This is a genomic window from Modicisalibacter sp. (assembly GCF_055145905.1).
In genome coordinates this window covers 15,508-30,155 of the sequence record NZ_JBSREH010000039.1, presented here as the reverse complement: position 1 = coordinate 30,155, position 14,648 = coordinate 15,508, and the positions used below count along the sequence as shown (strand labels likewise).

Here is a 14,648-nt window from a genome sequence, read left to right as displayed (position 1 = left end):
CCGCGAGCGCCGAGGCTTCAAGCAATACGTGGCGATAGACGGGAGGCGTCATGCATGTGGCGGTGATTGGCGGGGGCGTTGTCGGCGTGACCACCGCTCATGCCCTCGTCGAGCGCGGGTATCGCGTCACCGTCGTCGAACGTGGCGCTGATGTGGGGCTGGAGACCAGCCGCGCCAACGCCGGGCAGCGCTCCTACGGCTATGTCTCGCCCTGGGCTTCGCCGACGATGATTCGCAAGGCGCTGCCCTGGCTGCTCCAGGCCGACGGGCCGTTCAAGCTGCATCTGCCGCCGTCACTGCGTACCCTGCATTTCCTGTATGCGACCTGGCGCTTCGCCAACGCGGCCGACCTGTACGAGCGCAACAAGCGAGCCATGTTGCGCCTCGGTGCCTACAGCCGACAATGCTTTCAGGCGCTCGAGGCGCGCCACGATCTGGCCTTCGACGGTGGTCATGGCGGCCTGATTGATCTGGCCAGCGACACGACGGCGGCTGCCAGCCTCAAGGGCACGGCCGGTCTGCTCAGCGAGCTGGATATTGACCACCAGTGGCTGACGCCGTCGCAGCTGCGCGAGTACGAGCCGGGGCTGTGCGGCGAGGCGCCTCTGGTCGGGGCGTTGCGGCTGCCCGATGATGGCACCGGCGATTGCCATCGTTTCACGCGGGCACTGGCCGTGCGCTGTCGCGACGCGGGCGTGACCTTCCGTTTCGGCAGCGAAGTGACGGATATGGTGCGCCGCGAGGGCGTGATTCGTTCACTGGTGCTGGCGCCGGCCGGCGAGAGTGCGGGCTCGGACGGGACGACGGAAAACCTCGCGGCCGATGCGGTGGTGCTGTGTGCCGGCTGTCTGTCCCGCCCGCTGGCCGCGACGCTGGGTATCGAGATGCCGATCTATCCGGTCAAGGGTTACTCCCTGACCGCCGACGTGGCCGACCCCCAGCGTGCTCCGCGTTCCACCGTCATCGATGATTGTTACAAGGTCGTGGCCACGCGACTCGGCGAGCGGCTGCGCGTCACCGGCTTTGTCGAGCTGGCCGAGTTCGATCGGCGCATTCCCGCGGCGCGTCTGGCCACGCTGCGGCGAGCCGTCGAGTCGCGCTTTCCCGGCGCTGCGGACCTGATGCAGGCCGAATCCTGGACCGGGTTTCGGCCCATGACCCCGGACGGGCCACCCATCATTGGCCAGCTTCGGCGTGACAACCTCTATTTCAACACCGGCCACGGCACCTTCGGCTGGACCCTGTCGGCGGGGAGTGCCGCGCTGATCGCGCAGTTGATCGATGGCGACAGCCCTGCTATCGCGCTCGATGCTTTCGCGCCGGGGCGTTTCGCGCGCTGACGCGACAGAAAAAGGCCACGGTAGTCACCGTGGCGCGAAAACAAGCCTCCCTGCGCGGCCTTTCCCTGCCGCACGGCCCTTCTGGCCGCTCCTTCAGGCGCGTCCTGCGCCTCGGCGTCCCTGGTTGGCGTCGGGCAGTGTCCCTTGCCGTCGCGAGATGGCCCTGGCCACCTCGCCTTCGATTGTTGCAAGCGGCAATGTCAGTCACGTGACGACGCTCGGGCAAAACGATGACAGCCGCCGAGCGTCATGGCGTACCGCTGTCTCGCCTCTCCAGAAACCAGGCTTTCATCGTTGCCGTGATGGCGCGCATCTCGTCCGCACGGGTGATGTAGGCGGGCATGGTGTAGAGCCAGCGACCGAAGGGGCGCAGCCAGATGCCGCGCTCCCGGGCGAAGGCCTGAACGCCGTCGAGATCGGCGGGGTCGCTGACCTCGATGACGGCCGTGGCGCCGAGTACACGCACATCGGCCACGCGAGGGTCATGGCGCAGGGCGTCGTCGGCAAGCAGCTCGTCGCGCAACAAGATGTTGAGCGCGGCAATCTTGCCCAGGTAGTCCTCTTCCTCGAATACGGCGAGACTCTCCAGCGCGACACGACAGGCCAGCGGATTGCCCATGAAGGTCGGTCCGTGCATGAAGGCGTGGTTGGGGGCGTCGTCAAGGAAGGCGTTGAAGACATCTCCGGTGGCCAGGGTGGCGGCGTGGCCCAGATAGCCGCCGGTCAGCCCCTTGGAGAGCACCATGATGTCGGGTGTCACGCCAGCGTGCTCGGCGGCGAACAGCTTGCCGGTGCGCCCGAAGCCGGTGGCGACTTCGTCGAAGATCAGCAGCACGCCGAATTCATCACACAGCGCGCGTGCCGCCCTGACGTATTCGGGGGAGGTCATGTTCAAGCCGCCCGCCGCCTGCAGCAGCGGCTCCATCAGCAGGGCGGCAATCTCCTCATGGTGTTGCTCGAGCACGTCACGCAGTGCCGCGACATCCCCGGCGACGGCCTCGGGGGGGGCGTCGAACGGAGCGGTCGGGGCTGGCGCGAAGTGGTGGGTGGGCAGAAAGCCGGCAAACAGTGAGTGCATGCCTTCCTCGGGATCGCAGACGGCCATGCAGCCGCTGGTGTCGCCGTGATAGGCGCGCATCAGCGACAGCATGCGGTGCTTGCCGGGGCGGCCGCGCTGAACCTGATATTGCACGGCCATCTTCATGGCGACTTCCATGCCCACCGAACCGCTATCGGAAAAGAAGACGTGGTCGAGCCCGGGCGGCGTGACGCGCACCAGGGCGTCCGCCAGCGCCTGTGCCGGCTCGTGAGTCAGGCCGCCGAGCATCACATGGCAGAGTTGGTCGGCTTGTTCCTTGAGCGCGCGGGTCAGGCGCGGGTGGCCGTAGCCATGAATCATGCACCACCAGGAACAGGTGGCGTCGATGAGCGACTCGCCGCCGGCCAGGTGGAAGCGTGCCCCGTCGCCGCCGACCACCTGTGGAGCCGGGGATTGGGTCTTCATCTGGGCGTACGGGTGCCAGAGCGTGTAGGAAGGCGTAGGGGAATGCATGCTGTCAACCTGTTCATTGAGTTTATGTTGACAATGGTAAGGTGGGAGGGAGCGGTTTGTCCAAGTCGGTGAAAGCCAGTTCAAGTGGCGAATTGAAATGTGTGGCGATTGTCTTCCTCCAATTCCCAGGAGCGATTTTGGCGCTTAATGGGTTAAGTGTTTCTTAATTTTTATTAGCTCTCGTTGTTGGTTGTCGGACCAGTACCGATATGGACTTGGCATCATGAATAAAAACACGGATAATGCGTGCGCATTTCCTATCCCGAAATCCCGAGGTGCAAGATAATGTCCCTGTTAAGCGAATACATGAAAAAGGAACAGCTGCTCAAGCAGATCTCCGAGGAGTTGAAGCAGCTGGAGGGCGATGATCGCCTCAAGAGCGAACTGCAGTTCAAGGAGCGCCTCGAAGCCCTGATGACGGAGTTCGACAAGTCACCCCGTGACGTGATCGACATGCTTGATCCCAAGCCGCAGGCGAATACCTCGGTGGCTCAGCCCAAGAGCACCGGTGGTCGCCGCAAGCGCAAGTTGAAGATCTACAAGAACCCGCATACCGGGGAAGTCGTCGAGACGCGTGGCGGCAATCAGAAGACGCTGAAAGCGTGGAAGGATGAGCATGGCACCAAGACCGTGGAATCCTGGCTGGTGCGTACCGAAGACTGATTCTGCCGACCTCGGGTCGCTGGTCCTCCGCTTCCGGCGAGAGACGAAGCGACAGTGGCCCGAGGATGCCCCCTAACGGCACGGCAATGCCGTGTTTTCATTTTGCCTGGCTTCGGCTACCATGCTTTTCTCTCTTTGCAAGGCATGAATGCCATGCACCATGCCACAGTGTTCAGTATGTCTATTTTCCCTGACGGCCTGTTGCGCAAGGAGTTTCGAAGACCGGCCTGTCCTGATGGCCTTGCTGCAGTCAATCTATGAAAAACTACGGTTCGAGAAAACCCGCGCAACTCAGCGAACGCGAGAAGTTGCGCAAGTTCAGTGAGCTCGATGACGCCTTTGCCAGGGCATTGCGTGACCTGGAAACGCCCGAGTCTCGGCAGGAAGAATATGTGCCGCAGGATTTCGAGCAGCGTCTGCGTACCCTGATGGCCGACTTTCATCAGTCCGAGGAAAGTGTGCGAAACCTGCTGTCGCTCATGCTGGAGAGCGATGCCGGCTGATTCCCGGCGCTTCGGAAAAGCGTGCACTGTTCCTGCTTCCTGCCCCGGAGCATGCGCTGCAAGCCTTGAAGAGTGGTGCCCGTGTGACGCTTTTCATGGCTTTGTCGTTCGACGGCGGCGTTAGGATGGCACCTTCACCGAATCCATCGACAGTCGACCCTTCATGAACGCCTCCACCTTCATCGGCATCATCGCCAGTTTGCTGCTTCTGGCCTGCGTGGTTCTGCTGAGTGCTGATTCGGCCATGAGCTTTGTCAATCTGCCGGGCCTGATCATCGTGCTGGCCGGCACCCTGGCGGCAACCTTCATCAGTTACCCCCTGCGAGAGGTCGTGCGTGTCGTGCGGCTGGTGCTGGTGGTCTTTCGGCGCGAGGACGATTACGCCGAGCAGGACATTCAGGAACTGGTTGCCATGGCGCGCTTGTGGTTCAAGGGCGATATCCGCGCCGTTGAGCGTGCGCTGGAGGAAACCCGTAACCCGTTTCTGCGTACCGGCGTGCAGCTGGTCATCGACAATACCCGCGAGGAGGAAATCATCGACCTGCTGCACTGGCGGATCGCGCGTCTCAAGGCGCGAGAACTGGCCGAGGCCCAGATATTCCGCACCATGGCGGCCTATGCGCCGGCCTTCGGCATGATCGGCACACTGGTGGGGCTGGTCGACATGCTTGATGTAATGCAGGTCGGCGATATTGCCACGATCGGTTCGCGCATGGCCGTGGCGCTGCTCTCCACCCTCTACGGCATTCTGCTGGCCAACCTGGTGTGCAAGCCGATCGCGGTCAAGCTGGAGCGTCGTACCGAGCAGCGGCTGATCGCCATGAACATGGTCATGGAAGGCGTGTCGCTGATCGCCCGGCGGCGTGTACCGTCCTTCATCGAGGAAACCCTCAAGTCGTTCGTGGCCACTCCGCCGGACGAGATTCGCGAGACCCTGCCGAGGTCCGCTCGCGAGAAACGGGGCGCTGCCGTCAATGCTTGACGTGCCGAGGCACCGCAGTCGCCGGGAGCGCCTGCTGTCGGTGCGTCACGAGGGGCGCGACGGCGAGGGGTGGATGATCAGCTACATCGACATCATGACCCTGCTGGTCACGCTGTTCGTGCTGCTGCTGACGCTCAGTGGCAAGTTCGGTGTACTGGCCGCGGTGGCCGGCGGTGGGGTGGCCGATGGAGCGCCGGCTGTGCCGGTGAGCGAAACGGCGGCCCGGGTGGCTGTTGCCGTTCAGGCTGCGCCGGCGGCTGCCTCGCCACGCTTTCCGCTCGAGACGAACCGGGTGACCGGGATCCGCGTATCGGCGCTGCTGGCGCCGCCACGCTTGACGCCGACGGCACTGGCCAGCGCCCGGCTGGTTGCCGGCCCCATGCTGTCGCCGGTCGGCACGCCACCTCCCAGGCTGTCACATGCCGCCATCACCGCCGCCGAACGGCTGTCGGCTGCATCGCCTGTCCGGCTCGATCCGGCGGCCAGAGACGCCGCGCTGCGTGTCGCCGAGGCGGCATCGCGCCCGCTGCCCGTCATCAATGGTGTCGAGGTGTCGCGGGTCAAGGGCGGCATCAACCTGCGCATCCAGGATCACCTGCTGTTCGGTTCCGGCGATGCCGCGCTCACCGGGGGCGGGCGCGAGATGATCAATCAGCTGGTGGCGATTCTCCAGCGCTACGACGGCGAGATTTCGGTCGAGGGCCATACCGACAGCGTGCCCATCGACACGCCGCGGTTCCCCTCGAACTGGGAGCTGTCGAGCGCGCGGGCCACTGCCATTCTGCGCTATCTGGTTCAGGCCGGTATCGACCCCGAGCGCCTGCGTGCCGTCGGCTATGCGGACACCCGGCCGCTGCAGAGCAACCGCAGCGCCGCAGGACGAGCGGCCAATCGCCGGGTCGAGGTCATCATTCATGCCCCGGAAGCGCATTGAATGCGGTATCATGAATAAAACCAGTGAATCATCGTCCCGTTATCGGGCAATCCACGAGATTGTGGCAGGTCATGTCGAACAAGCGCGTTAATACCTGGAAGGCACGTCAGCATCAGTCCGGCAGCATCTATACGGACAAGCAGATCGAACAGTACCTGTTCCTGCTGATCTATTCGGGGCGTCACAGCGATGCGGAAAGCCTGTTTGCCGAACTCCGAAAGATGCTGCCGGGCGTCGACCCCACGCAGATGAACCGGGTCGCCCATCAGTTCGCTTCCGAACTGAAGAACGCCGGCCTGTATTAATCGAGGTACGTCCGAGAAAGCGGCGGGCCAGCGGACGGACCCGCCTGACGTCAGCAAGGGATCGCGCTACCCTGTATGGCTTTGCCGTGGACGAGAGCCGAGCATGCCCGCGTTGATCTTCTTCATTTCGTTGCTGGCACTGAGCGGTATCCTGGCCGTTTCCCTGGTGCGCTTCACGAGACGCCGTATCGCGGCGCGCAGTGCCCCCGCCACCGGATCCCGCAAGCGGCGCCGGTCCGGCACGTCGTCCAAGGCCTCCGGTGCCCGCCGCCGGCGATCCTCCACCGACAGTGGCAAGCGCTCCGCCGGTCGTTCCGCCGGCAAGGCCGCTTCCGCTTCCCGCTCCCGGCGTGGCTGGCGGCTTCCCGCCATGCCGAGCCTGCGTGTTCCCTTTCCGCGTGGTATGGCGGCCTGCCTGCCGCTGGGGCTGCTGCTGGGACTGATCGCCGGGGCCGGTCAGCTGTCTCTCTATGGCCTGCGTCAGGCGCAGGGCGCGCTGAACGACCCGCGGCTGGTCTCGCTGGACAATGCGCTCGCGGCGATCTCGCTGGGTGCGCTGCTGCTGATCGTGCTGGGATTGCTGGGGCGGTTCTCGGCACGGCGGGCGACCTGATGCCCGGCATGGCCCTCATTCACCCGTTTCCGCCCTGCGGGGCACGCGATGTCGTGTGTCCCGCGTTGCCTGGTGCATTGCGCTCATGAACATTCTGATCACCGGCATGGCCGGCTTCATCGGTCATGCGGTTGCCAGACGGCTGGCTCGTGAAGGACACGCCATCGTCGGCATCGACAACCTCAACGACTATTACGACGTCGCGCTCAAGCAGGCGCGTCTCGCGGATCTGAAGGCCTTCGACAACGTGCGTTTCGAGTGCATCGACCTGGCCGACGGCGAGGCCATGCAGCGGCTGTTCGCCGGCGAGCGCTTCGATCGCGTCGTGCACCTGGCCGCCCAGGCCGGGGTGCGCTACTCCCTCGACAATCCGCACGCCTACGTCCAGTCCAACCTGGTGGGGCACCTCAACGTGCTCGAGGGGTGCCGCCATCAGCAGGTCGGCCACCTGGTCTATGCCTCGTCGAGCTCGGTCTACGGCATGAATCCCAAGGTGCCGTTCGACACCCGGGACCCGGTCGATCATCCCATCAGCCTGTATGCCGCGACCAAGAAGTCGAACGAGCTGATGGGGCATACCTATGCCCATCTGTACGGCATCCCCATGACCGGGCTGCGCTTCTTCACCGTCTACGGCCCCTGGGGGCGCCCCGACATGGCGCTGTTCAAGTTCACCCGGGCGATACTCGAAGGGCGGCCGTTGCCGGTCTACAACCATGGCGAACTGTCACGGGATTTCACCTACATCGACGATATCGTCGAGGGGGTGGTGCGCATCCTCGATGTGGTGCCCGGCGGGCATGCCGAATGGCCGCAGGAAGCCACCACGCCGGATACCGCCAAGGCGCCGTTCACGCTCTACAACATCGGCCACGGCAGCCCGGTGGCGTTGATGGACTTCATTCGTGCCATCGAGCGTGCCACCGGCAAGACCGCGCTGTGCGACTTCCAGCCCATGCAGGCCGGCGACGTGGTGCAGACCTGGGCCGATACCGAGGCGCTTTTCGAGGTGACCGGCTACCGGCCGCAGGTCAGTGTCGACGAGGGGGTGTCCCGCTTCGTCGACTGGTATCGCGACTTTTATCAGTGTTGATTGTCGACTCAAGGAACGCCTCATGCAGATCACCATCTTCGGCACGGGCTACGTGGGCCTGGTTACCGGTGCCTGTCTGTCGGACGTCGGCCACGAGGTCCTGTGCATGGACGTCGATGCGGCCAAGATTGCCCGCCTCGAGGCCGGCGAGATCCCCATCTACGAACCGGGGCTCGAGGCCCTGGTCAGCCATAATGTCGCCGAGGGGCGCCTGCGATTCACGACTGATCCGGCGGCCGCCGTGGCCTTCGGCACCCTGCAGTTCATCGCCGTGGGTACGCCGCCCGACGAGGACGGCAGTGCCGACCTGCAGTATGTGCTGGCGGTGGCGCGCACCATCGGCGAGCACATGGACGGCTATCGGGTCATCGTCGACAAGTCCACCGTGCCGGTGGGCACCGCCGATCGGGTGCGCGAGGCGGTGAGCGGGGCGCTGGCGGCACGCGGCAGCGAGCTCGAGTTCGACGTCTGTTCCAATCCCGAATTCCTCAAGGAAGGCGCGGCGATCGAGGACTTCACCCACGGGGCGCGGATCATCGTGGGTACCGACTCGCCGCGCGTCGAGGCGCTGATGCGCGAGTGCTATGCCCCCTACAATCGCCACCATGAAAAGCTGATGTTCATGGACGTGAGGAGCGCCGAGCTGACCAAGTATGCGGCCAACGCCATGCTCGCCACCAAGATCAGCTTCATGAACGAGATCGCCAACCTCGCCGAGCGGCTGGGGGCGGACGTGGAGGAGGTGCGTCGGGGCATCGGCTCGGATCCGCGCATCGGTTATCACTTCATCTACCCGGGGTGCGGCTACGGCGGTTCCTGCTTCCCCAAGGACGTTCAGGCGCTGGCGCGCACGGCGGGCGAGGTGGCGTACCGGGCCGAACTGCTCGAGGCGGTGGAGGCGGTCAATCACCGCCAGAAGGCGACGCTGTTCGCCAAGCTGGCCCAGGCCTTCGACGGCGACCTGAGCGGCAAGACGGTGGCGCTGTGGGGGCTGGCCTTCAAGCCCAACACCGACGACATGCGTGAGGCACCGAGCCGGGTGCTGATGGAGGCGCTCTGGGCCGCCGGCGCCCGGGTTCAGGCCTACGATCCCGAGGCGATGGACGAGTGCCGTCGGCTGTACGGCGAGCGCGACGACCTGGTGTTGGTCGAGGGTCGCGAGGCTGCCGTGGCCGGCGCCGATGCCCTGGTGATCTGCACCGAGTGGAAGGCCTTCCGCAGTGTCGATTTCGTCTGGCTGCGTCGGACCCTGACGACGCCCGTGGTGATCGATGGGCGCAATCTCTACGATCCGCAGGCAGCTCGCCAGGCCGGGCTGCTTTACTATGCCGTGGGGCGCGGCGCCTCGCTGGCCGGCGACTGATTCACGCCATCATCCTCACGAAAAAGCGCCCCCGACTCATTGAGCCGGGGGCGCCTGGTATCGGCTGAGAGCGCGGGATCAGCTCATCAGCAGCGGGGTGACCAGCATGCCGCCGCCGATCAGCATGGCAAACAGTCCCAGCGCCAGCAGGAACGGCTTGATGCCCAGCGCCTTGAGCTTTTCCAGGCGTGTCTCGAAGCCCAGGGCCGCCATCGCCATGGCCAGGGCGATCTGGCCGATCACCACCAGACCTTCGTGAAGCGGCGCGGGCAGGACGATGAAGCTGTTGAAGATCACCACCGCCAGGAAGCCGAAGGCGAACCACGGGATCACCAGCCCGCCGCGGGCCACCTCCGTCGTGTCATCGGCTGCCCGGCTGCGGATCCACCATTGGCCGACCACCAGCAGGAAGGGCACCAGCAGCATGACCCGGACCAGCTTGACGATCACCGCATTGGCCAGTGCCTGCGGGCCGACCGCATCACCGGCGGCGACCACCTGGGCCACTTCATGCACGGTGGCGCCGATGTAGATGCCGAACAGTCCTTCATCCATGCCGGTGAGCGGATAGAGCAGCGGATAGACCAGCATCGCCAGCGAGCCGAACAGCACCACGGTGGCCACCGCCATCGAGGTGGCCGCCGGCTTCGAGCGGATCGTGGTTTCGGTTGCCAGTACGGCGGCGGCGCCGCAGATCGCGCTGCCGGCACTGGTCAGCAGCGCCGTCTCGCGATCGAGTCCCAGCAGGCGCGTGCCCGCCCAGTAGCCGACCACCAGCACGGTGGTGATGACCAGGGTGTCGAGCAGGATCACCTTGGGACCGAGGCCCAGCACCTGCTGGAGGGTCAGTGACAGGCCGAACAGCACGATGCCGCTGCGCAGCAGCCAGCGGGTGGCGAACTGCAGTCCCGGCCGTGCCTGAGGCAGGCGGCCGATGAAGGGCAGGTTGCCGATCACCAGGCCGAGCAGCAGCGAGAAGACCAGCGGGCTGATCCCGCTGTCGGCGATGCCGGGTGCATGGGCCAGCAGGAACCCGCCGAGGGTCAGGCCGGCGCAGAGTATCAGTCCTTGCCACATGATTGCGCTCTCCCGTATCTGACGATGTCGTCGTTATATTGCTCGATAGGCTAAACGGGAATAGCGATATGTGTTATTGGATAATAACGAAATGACTGTTAAGTAGAACCGTATGCTGCCCCCCATCACCTTTCGTCAATTGCAGGTCTTCGTCGCCGTGGTGCGCTTCGGTACCGTCAGTGCCGCGGCACGCCATCTCAGCCTGTCGCCATCGGCCACCAGTCAGGCGTTGGCGGATCTGGAGCGCCAGCTCGGCGTGGTGCTCTTCGAGCGGCTGGGACGACGGCTCGAGCTCAACGACGCGGCGCTTCGCCTGCTTCCTCACGCCGAGAAGGTGCTCAACGGGGTCGATGACCTGGTCGTCGCCGCGCGCGAGCCGGAAGGGGAGCTGCGGGGAACGCTGCATGTGGCCGCCAGCGCGACGATCGGCACCTACCTGTTGCCGACCCTGGCCGGGCGCTTCATCGAGCAGCATCCCGGGGTGGATCTGCAGCTGCGCCTGCGCAACACCGAAGACGTGATGCGCGACATTCTGCGTTTCGACGCGGATCTGGGGCTGATCGAGGGGCAGTGCACCGAGTCACGGCTGATCAGCGAGGTATGGCGCCAGGACGAGATGGTGGTGGTCGCCGGCCCGCAGCACCCATTCGCGCAACGCGAGGCGCTGGATGCCGAGGCACTGCAGTCGGCGCAGTGGATCCTGCGCGAGCCAGGCTCGGGGACGCGTTCGATCTTCGAGGCGGCAATTCATTCCCATGTCGAGCGCATCCGCGTGCGCATGGAGCTCGATCAGCACGAGGCGATCAAGCAGGCCGTGCGTGCCGGCTTCGGCCTGGGTTGCCTGTCCCGGCTGAGCGTGGCCGGCGAGCTCGAGCGCGGCGAACTGGTGGCCCTGCCGTCGCCCCTGCAGCTGACCCGGGCCTTCTCGCTGGTCTGGCACCCCGAACGCTATCGCAGCCCCCTCTGGCAGGCCTTCAAGGTCTTCCTGCTCGAATCCCGCTGATCCCCGGCGCCGGCGTCCGTTCCGGCGCTCGGGCACTCTCGATTCATTCCTTCCCGTTGTTTCGTGTTCCGCACTGCGGTGCCCGTCAGGGCCGTGGCAGGAGTGCATCCGTCCGTCGGCCGCATTGACAATCTTGTCGAGATTGCTTGACTGTCCTATATACTATGTCATATACATGAGTTGAGGCGACACCAAGGCGTCGCTCGGGCAACAACAAGGAGAGGAGCATGAGCATCGATTTCGTGGTCCACGATGCCGACGACGCGGTCGGCGTGGTGGTGGTGGAAGGGGTCCAGGCGGGTCAGACGCTGACCGGCTGGGTCATGGATCAGGACAAGACCCTGCAGTTCGAGGTCAAGGACGCGATCCCGATCGGCCACAAGCTGGCGATCCGCGATCTCGCCGAGGGCGAGACGGTGATCAAGTACAGCGTCGACATCGGGCGGGTCGTGAAGCCGATTCGCCAGGGCGAGCACGTTCACGTTCACAACGTCAAGACCAAGAGGTGGTAAGCATGGAACTCAAGGGACGTACCTTCCTGGGCTATCGTCGGGACAACGGCCGGGTCGGCATCCGCAACCACGTGATCGTGCTGCCGGTGGACGACATCTCCAATGCCGCGGCGGAAGCGGTGGCCAACAACATCAAGGGCACGCTGGCGCTGCCGCACCCCTACGGTCGCCTGCAGTTCGGCGCCGACCTGGACCTGCACTTCCGTACCCTGATCGGCACCGGCTCCAACCCCAACGTCGCCGCGGTGATCGTGATCGGCATCGAGCCCGGCTGGACCGGCAAGGTGGTCGACGGCATCCGGGCCACCGGCAAGCCGGTGGAAGGCTTCTGGATCGAGCAGAACGGCGACCACAACACCATCGCCGCGGCCTCGCGCAAGGCCCGCGAGTTCGTGCAGTACGCCACCGAGCTGCAGCGCGAGCCGTGCGACATCGGCGAGCTGTGGGTCTCCACCAAGTGCGGTGAATCCGACACCACCTCCGGGTGCGGCGCCAACCCCACCGTCGGCGATGCCTTCGACAAGCTCTACGCCGAGGGCTGCACCCTGGTGTTCGGCGAGACCTCCGAGCTCACCGGCGGCGAGCATCTGGTGGCTGCGCGCTGCGCCAACGATAAGGTGCGCGAGGAGTTCCAGGCGATGTTCGACCGCTACAGTGCGATGATCGACCGTCACAAGACCAGCGACCTGTCCGAGTCGCAGCCCACCAAGGGCAACATCGAGGGCGGGCTGACCACCATCGAGGAAAAGGCGCTGGGCAACATTCAGAAGATCGGCAAGGAATGCCGGGTCGACGGCGTTCTCGACAAGGCCGAGACACCCACCGGTCCGGGGCTGTGGTTCATGGATTCCTCGTCGGCGGCCGCCGAGATGGTGACGCTGTGCGCGGCTTCCGGCTACGTGGCGCACTTCTTCCCGACCGGGCAGGGCAACGTGATCGGCAACCCGATCCTGCCGGTGATCAAGATCTGCGCCAACCCGCGCACGGTGCGCACCATGGGCGAGCACATCGACGTCGATGTCTCGGGTCTGCTGCGCCGCGAAATCAACATGCCGGAGGCGGGAGATCAGCTGCTGGAAATGCTGCTGCGCACGGCCAACGGCCGGAATACCAGCGCCGAGGCACTGGGACACCGGGAGTTCGTGTTCACGCGTCTGTACGAGAGTGCGTAAGGCGATGGGCTGCGAGGTGCACGGACGGCGGATGGGGCAGCGACGAGCTGCCTCATGCCGGCTGCGTCTCGTGCAGCGGCGGGGCCGTGGTGCCCCGCAGCACCACCTGCGCCTCGAGCACCTGACGATGGGGTGTCTGGTCACCGCGGATGCGGGCGACCAGGGTGTCGGCCACCAGTCGGCCCACCTCGGCGGAGGGGGCGGCGACGGTGGTCAGCGCCGGGTGCATGAAGCGCGATTGCGGCAGGTCGTCGAACCCGGTGATCGACAGGTCGTCGGGAATCGCGATGCCCGCCTGCGCCGCGGCGAACATGGCCCCGAACGCCAGCACGTCATTGCCGCAGAGGATCGCCGTGGGGCGGGGCGTGAGCCGCATCAGGTCGGCGAACGCCGCCGCCCCTTCCTCGATGCCGTACTCGACGGTGACGACATGGTCGTCGGGCAGGTCGAGTCCGGCGGCCTCGAGCGCCTGACGAAAGCCCGTCAGGCGAGCGCGGGCGCGGTCGTTGCCGTCGGCGGGCGCCGAGATGACGCCGAACCGGCGGTGCCCCAGCTGGATCAGGTGTTCGGCCAGGTGACGAGCCGGGGCGGCGTTGTCGAAACCGATGCTCGGCCAGTCCGGGTCCTCCTCGCTGTGCCAGCAGGTCAGGTAGGGCACCTCGTGACGCCGGAACAGCTCCAGCGTGGCGGGGAGGTGATCGTGGCCGATCAGCACCGCCCCGTCGATGCCCTGCTGGATCAGGGTGCGCAGCGACTCGACTTCCTCGTCGAGACGGTAGCGATAGGTGGCGATCAGCAGCCGGCAGTCGTACTGCTTGAGGCGTTGCTCGAGGCTGTCGATCATCGCGCTGAACACGGGATTGTCGAGTGTCGGCACCAGCGCGCCGATGGCGCCGATGCGCCGCGAGGCCAGAGCCCTGGCCGTGCCGTCGGGCACGTAGCCGAGGCTGTTTATCGCCGCCTCGACACGGCTGCGCAGCCGCTCGCTGACATGCGGTGCCCGGTTGAGTACCCGCGACACCGACGCCGTGGAGACGCCGGCTTCCCGGGCGACGTCCTGGAGCAACGTGCGTTTGGCATCCCTGTTCATGATGAGCCTCTTGAGCGTTTGCTTGAGCGTACCATCCGCGTCCGGCAGGCCCCAGTCATGTTGACGAACGTCTAACTGGACAGCGCATGGCCCCTTGACTAGCTTTGAGAGTAGCTTGATTGTAAGCGCTTACAATAAGGACTTGTAAGCGGCCACACAACAACAACAGGAGAGGCATGATGCAGACGACGAACCCCACGCCCCATCGGCGCCACGGTCATATCCTGCTGATCGTCGCGGGCCTGCTGATGGCGGTCTTTCTCGCCCGAGTGGCCCTGGAAAGCGCCGGAATCACGCTTTTCACGCTGTCACCGGCGGAAGAGGCGCTGCTGCTCGTAGCGGCCGTCGCCTGCTTCATCACGGCCTGCATCCGACTCGAGTAGCGGGCCAGGTGGGTGGCCGAAAATCCACCATGCAGCACCACGATAACAACACAGGAGCTTCAG

Annotated in this window: 16 protein-coding genes; 13 read left to right on the top strand and 3 right to left on the bottom strand. The window is 65.3% G+C overall.

Going from position 1 to position 14,648, the window contains the following annotated elements:
- The first annotated feature begins 50 nt into the window (after positions 1-50).
- On the top strand, positions 51-1,340 hold the full coding sequence (locus ACTCB7_RS11820) for a D-amino acid dehydrogenase (protein WP_463006821.1): 1,290 nt from the start codon (positions 51-53) through the stop codon (positions 1,338-1,340).
- 247 nt (positions 1,341-1,587) lie between these two features.
- Here the strand turns inward: ACTCB7_RS11820 and bioA are convergent, their stop codons facing one another.
- Positions 1,588-2,892, bottom strand: a complete 1,305-nt coding sequence (gene bioA, locus ACTCB7_RS11815) for an adenosylmethionine--8-amino-7-oxononanoate transaminase (RefSeq protein ID WP_463006820.1) — start codon at positions 2,890-2,892, stop codon at positions 1,588-1,590.
- Positions 2,893-3,177: 285 nt separating this feature from the next.
- On the opposite strand from bioA, the gene ACTCB7_RS11810 reads away from it, so the two are divergent.
- From ACTCB7_RS11810 to ACTCB7_RS11775, 8 genes are all read left to right on the top strand, one after another.
- Entirely contained in the window at positions 3,178-3,555 is a 378-nt protein-coding gene (locus tag ACTCB7_RS11810; protein ID WP_463006819.1) for a histone-like nucleoid-structuring protein, MvaT/MvaU family, read from the top strand.
- A 257-nt stretch (positions 3,556-3,812) separates the two neighbouring features.
- Complete coding sequence (locus ACTCB7_RS11805) at positions 3,813-4,058, top strand: hypothetical protein (RefSeq protein ID WP_463006818.1); 246 nt, start codon at positions 3,813-3,815, stop codon at positions 4,056-4,058.
- A gap of 163 nt (positions 4,059-4,221) precedes the next feature.
- Positions 4,222-5,040 carry a motility protein A gene (locus ACTCB7_RS11800; RefSeq protein WP_463006817.1) on the top strand — a complete coding sequence of 273 codons (819 nt, stop codon included), beginning with the start codon at positions 4,222-4,224 and terminating at the stop codon, positions 5,038-5,040.
- Entirely contained in the window at positions 5,033-5,974 is a 942-nt protein-coding gene (locus ACTCB7_RS11795) for an OmpA family protein (RefSeq protein ID WP_463006816.1), read from the top strand. The genes ACTCB7_RS11800 and ACTCB7_RS11795 overlap by 8 nt, the downstream gene beginning before the upstream one ends.
- 71 nt (positions 5,975-6,045) lie before the next feature.
- Positions 6,046-6,279 (top strand): hypothetical protein, encoded by a 234-nt coding sequence (locus tag ACTCB7_RS11790; RefSeq protein WP_163650551.1) that lies wholly within the window; start codon positions 6,046-6,048, stop codon positions 6,277-6,279.
- Between the two features lie 103 nt (positions 6,280-6,382).
- Positions 6,383-6,892 (top strand): hypothetical protein, encoded by a 510-nt coding sequence (locus tag ACTCB7_RS11785; protein WP_463006815.1) that lies wholly within the window; start codon positions 6,383-6,385, stop codon positions 6,890-6,892.
- 85 nt (positions 6,893-6,977) lie between these two features.
- Entirely contained in the window at positions 6,978-7,985 is a 1,008-nt protein-coding gene (locus tag ACTCB7_RS11780; protein ID WP_463006814.1) for an NAD-dependent epimerase, read from the top strand.
- A 22-nt stretch (positions 7,986-8,007) separates the two neighbouring features.
- Entirely contained in the window at positions 8,008-9,348 is a 1,341-nt protein-coding gene (locus tag ACTCB7_RS11775; RefSeq protein WP_463006813.1) for a UDP-glucose dehydrogenase family protein, read from the top strand.
- A 78-nt stretch (positions 9,349-9,426) separates the two neighbouring features.
- Here ACTCB7_RS11775 and ACTCB7_RS11770 read toward each other — a convergent pair whose 3' ends face one another.
- On the bottom strand, positions 9,427-10,425 hold the full coding sequence (locus ACTCB7_RS11770; RefSeq protein ID WP_463006812.1) for a YeiH family protein: 999 nt from the start codon (positions 10,423-10,425) through the stop codon (positions 9,427-9,429).
- 112 nt (positions 10,426-10,537) lie between these two features.
- Here ACTCB7_RS11770 and ACTCB7_RS11765 point away from each other — a divergent pair, with 112 nt between their 5' ends.
- The 3 genes from ACTCB7_RS11765 to suyB all read left to right on the top strand — a co-directional run bounded on the left by ACTCB7_RS11765 (position 10,538) and on the right by suyB (position 13,112).
- Entirely contained in the window at positions 10,538-11,428 is an 891-nt protein-coding gene (locus ACTCB7_RS11765) for a LysR family transcriptional regulator (protein ID WP_463006811.1), read from the top strand.
- 227 nt (positions 11,429-11,655) lie between these two features.
- Complete coding sequence (locus ACTCB7_RS11760; RefSeq protein WP_163650557.1) at positions 11,656-11,940, top strand: UxaA family hydrolase; 285 nt, start codon at positions 11,656-11,658, stop codon at positions 11,938-11,940.
- A 2-nt stretch (positions 11,941-11,942) separates the two neighbouring features.
- Positions 11,943-13,112 (top strand): (2R)-sulfolactate sulfo-lyase subunit beta, encoded by a 1,170-nt coding sequence (gene suyB, locus ACTCB7_RS11755; RefSeq protein WP_163650558.1) that lies wholly within the window; start codon positions 11,943-11,945, stop codon positions 13,110-13,112.
- Between the two features lie 52 nt (positions 13,113-13,164).
- Here the strand turns inward: suyB and ACTCB7_RS11750 are convergent, their stop codons facing one another.
- Positions 13,165-14,202, bottom strand: coding sequence for a LacI family DNA-binding transcriptional regulator (locus ACTCB7_RS11750; protein ID WP_463006810.1), 1,038 nt, complete (start codon positions 14,200-14,202; stop codon positions 13,165-13,167).
- Positions 14,203-14,378: 176 nt separating this feature from the next.
- Here ACTCB7_RS11750 and ACTCB7_RS11745 point away from each other — a divergent pair, with 176 nt between their 5' ends.
- Positions 14,379-14,585 (top strand): hypothetical protein, encoded by a 207-nt coding sequence (locus tag ACTCB7_RS11745; protein WP_224414826.1) that lies wholly within the window; start codon positions 14,379-14,381, stop codon positions 14,583-14,585.
- Positions 14,586-14,648: the final 63 nt, after the last annotated feature.

Coding starts and splice junctions, on each gene's coding strand:
- ACTCB7_RS11750 (WP_463006810.1), bottom strand. CDS start 14,202: ATGAACAGGGATGCCAAACGCACGTTGCTCCAGGACGTCGCCCGGGAA.
- ACTCB7_RS11790 (WP_163650551.1), top strand. CDS start 6,046: ATGTCGAACAAGCGCGTTAATACCTGGAAGGCACGTCAGCATCAGTCC.
- ACTCB7_RS11770 (WP_463006812.1), bottom strand. CDS start 10,425: ATGTGGCAAGGACTGATACTCTGCGCCGGCCTGACCCTCGGCGGGTTC.
- ACTCB7_RS11810 (WP_463006819.1), top strand. CDS start 3,178: ATGTCCCTGTTAAGCGAATACATGAAAAAGGAACAGCTGCTCAAGCAG.
- ACTCB7_RS11795 (WP_463006816.1), top strand. CDS start 5,033: ATGCTTGACGTGCCGAGGCACCGCAGTCGCCGGGAGCGCCTGCTGTCG.
- bioA (WP_463006820.1), bottom strand. CDS start 2,892: ATGCATTCCCCTACGCCTTCCTACACGCTCTGGCACCCGTACGCCCAG.
- ACTCB7_RS11805 (WP_463006818.1), top strand. CDS start 3,813: ATGAAAAACTACGGTTCGAGAAAACCCGCGCAACTCAGCGAACGCGAG.
- ACTCB7_RS11780 (WP_463006814.1), top strand. CDS start 6,978: ATGAACATTCTGATCACCGGCATGGCCGGCTTCATCGGTCATGCGGTT.
- ACTCB7_RS11785 (WP_463006815.1), top strand. CDS start 6,383: ATGCCCGCGTTGATCTTCTTCATTTCGTTGCTGGCACTGAGCGGTATC.
- ACTCB7_RS11775 (WP_463006813.1), top strand. CDS start 8,008: ATGCAGATCACCATCTTCGGCACGGGCTACGTGGGCCTGGTTACCGGT.
- ACTCB7_RS11760 (WP_163650557.1), top strand. CDS start 11,656: ATGAGCATCGATTTCGTGGTCCACGATGCCGACGACGCGGTCGGCGTG.
- suyB (WP_163650558.1), top strand. CDS start 11,943: ATGGAACTCAAGGGACGTACCTTCCTGGGCTATCGTCGGGACAACGGC.
- ACTCB7_RS11745 (WP_224414826.1), top strand. CDS start 14,379: ATGATGCAGACGACGAACCCCACGCCCCATCGGCGCCACGGTCATATC.
- ACTCB7_RS11765 (WP_463006811.1), top strand. CDS start 10,538: ATGCTGCCCCCCATCACCTTTCGTCAATTGCAGGTCTTCGTCGCCGTG.
- ACTCB7_RS11800 (WP_463006817.1), top strand. CDS start 4,222: ATGAACGCCTCCACCTTCATCGGCATCATCGCCAGTTTGCTGCTTCTG.
- ACTCB7_RS11820 (WP_463006821.1), top strand. CDS start 51: ATGCATGTGGCGGTGATTGGCGGGGGCGTTGTCGGCGTGACCACCGCT.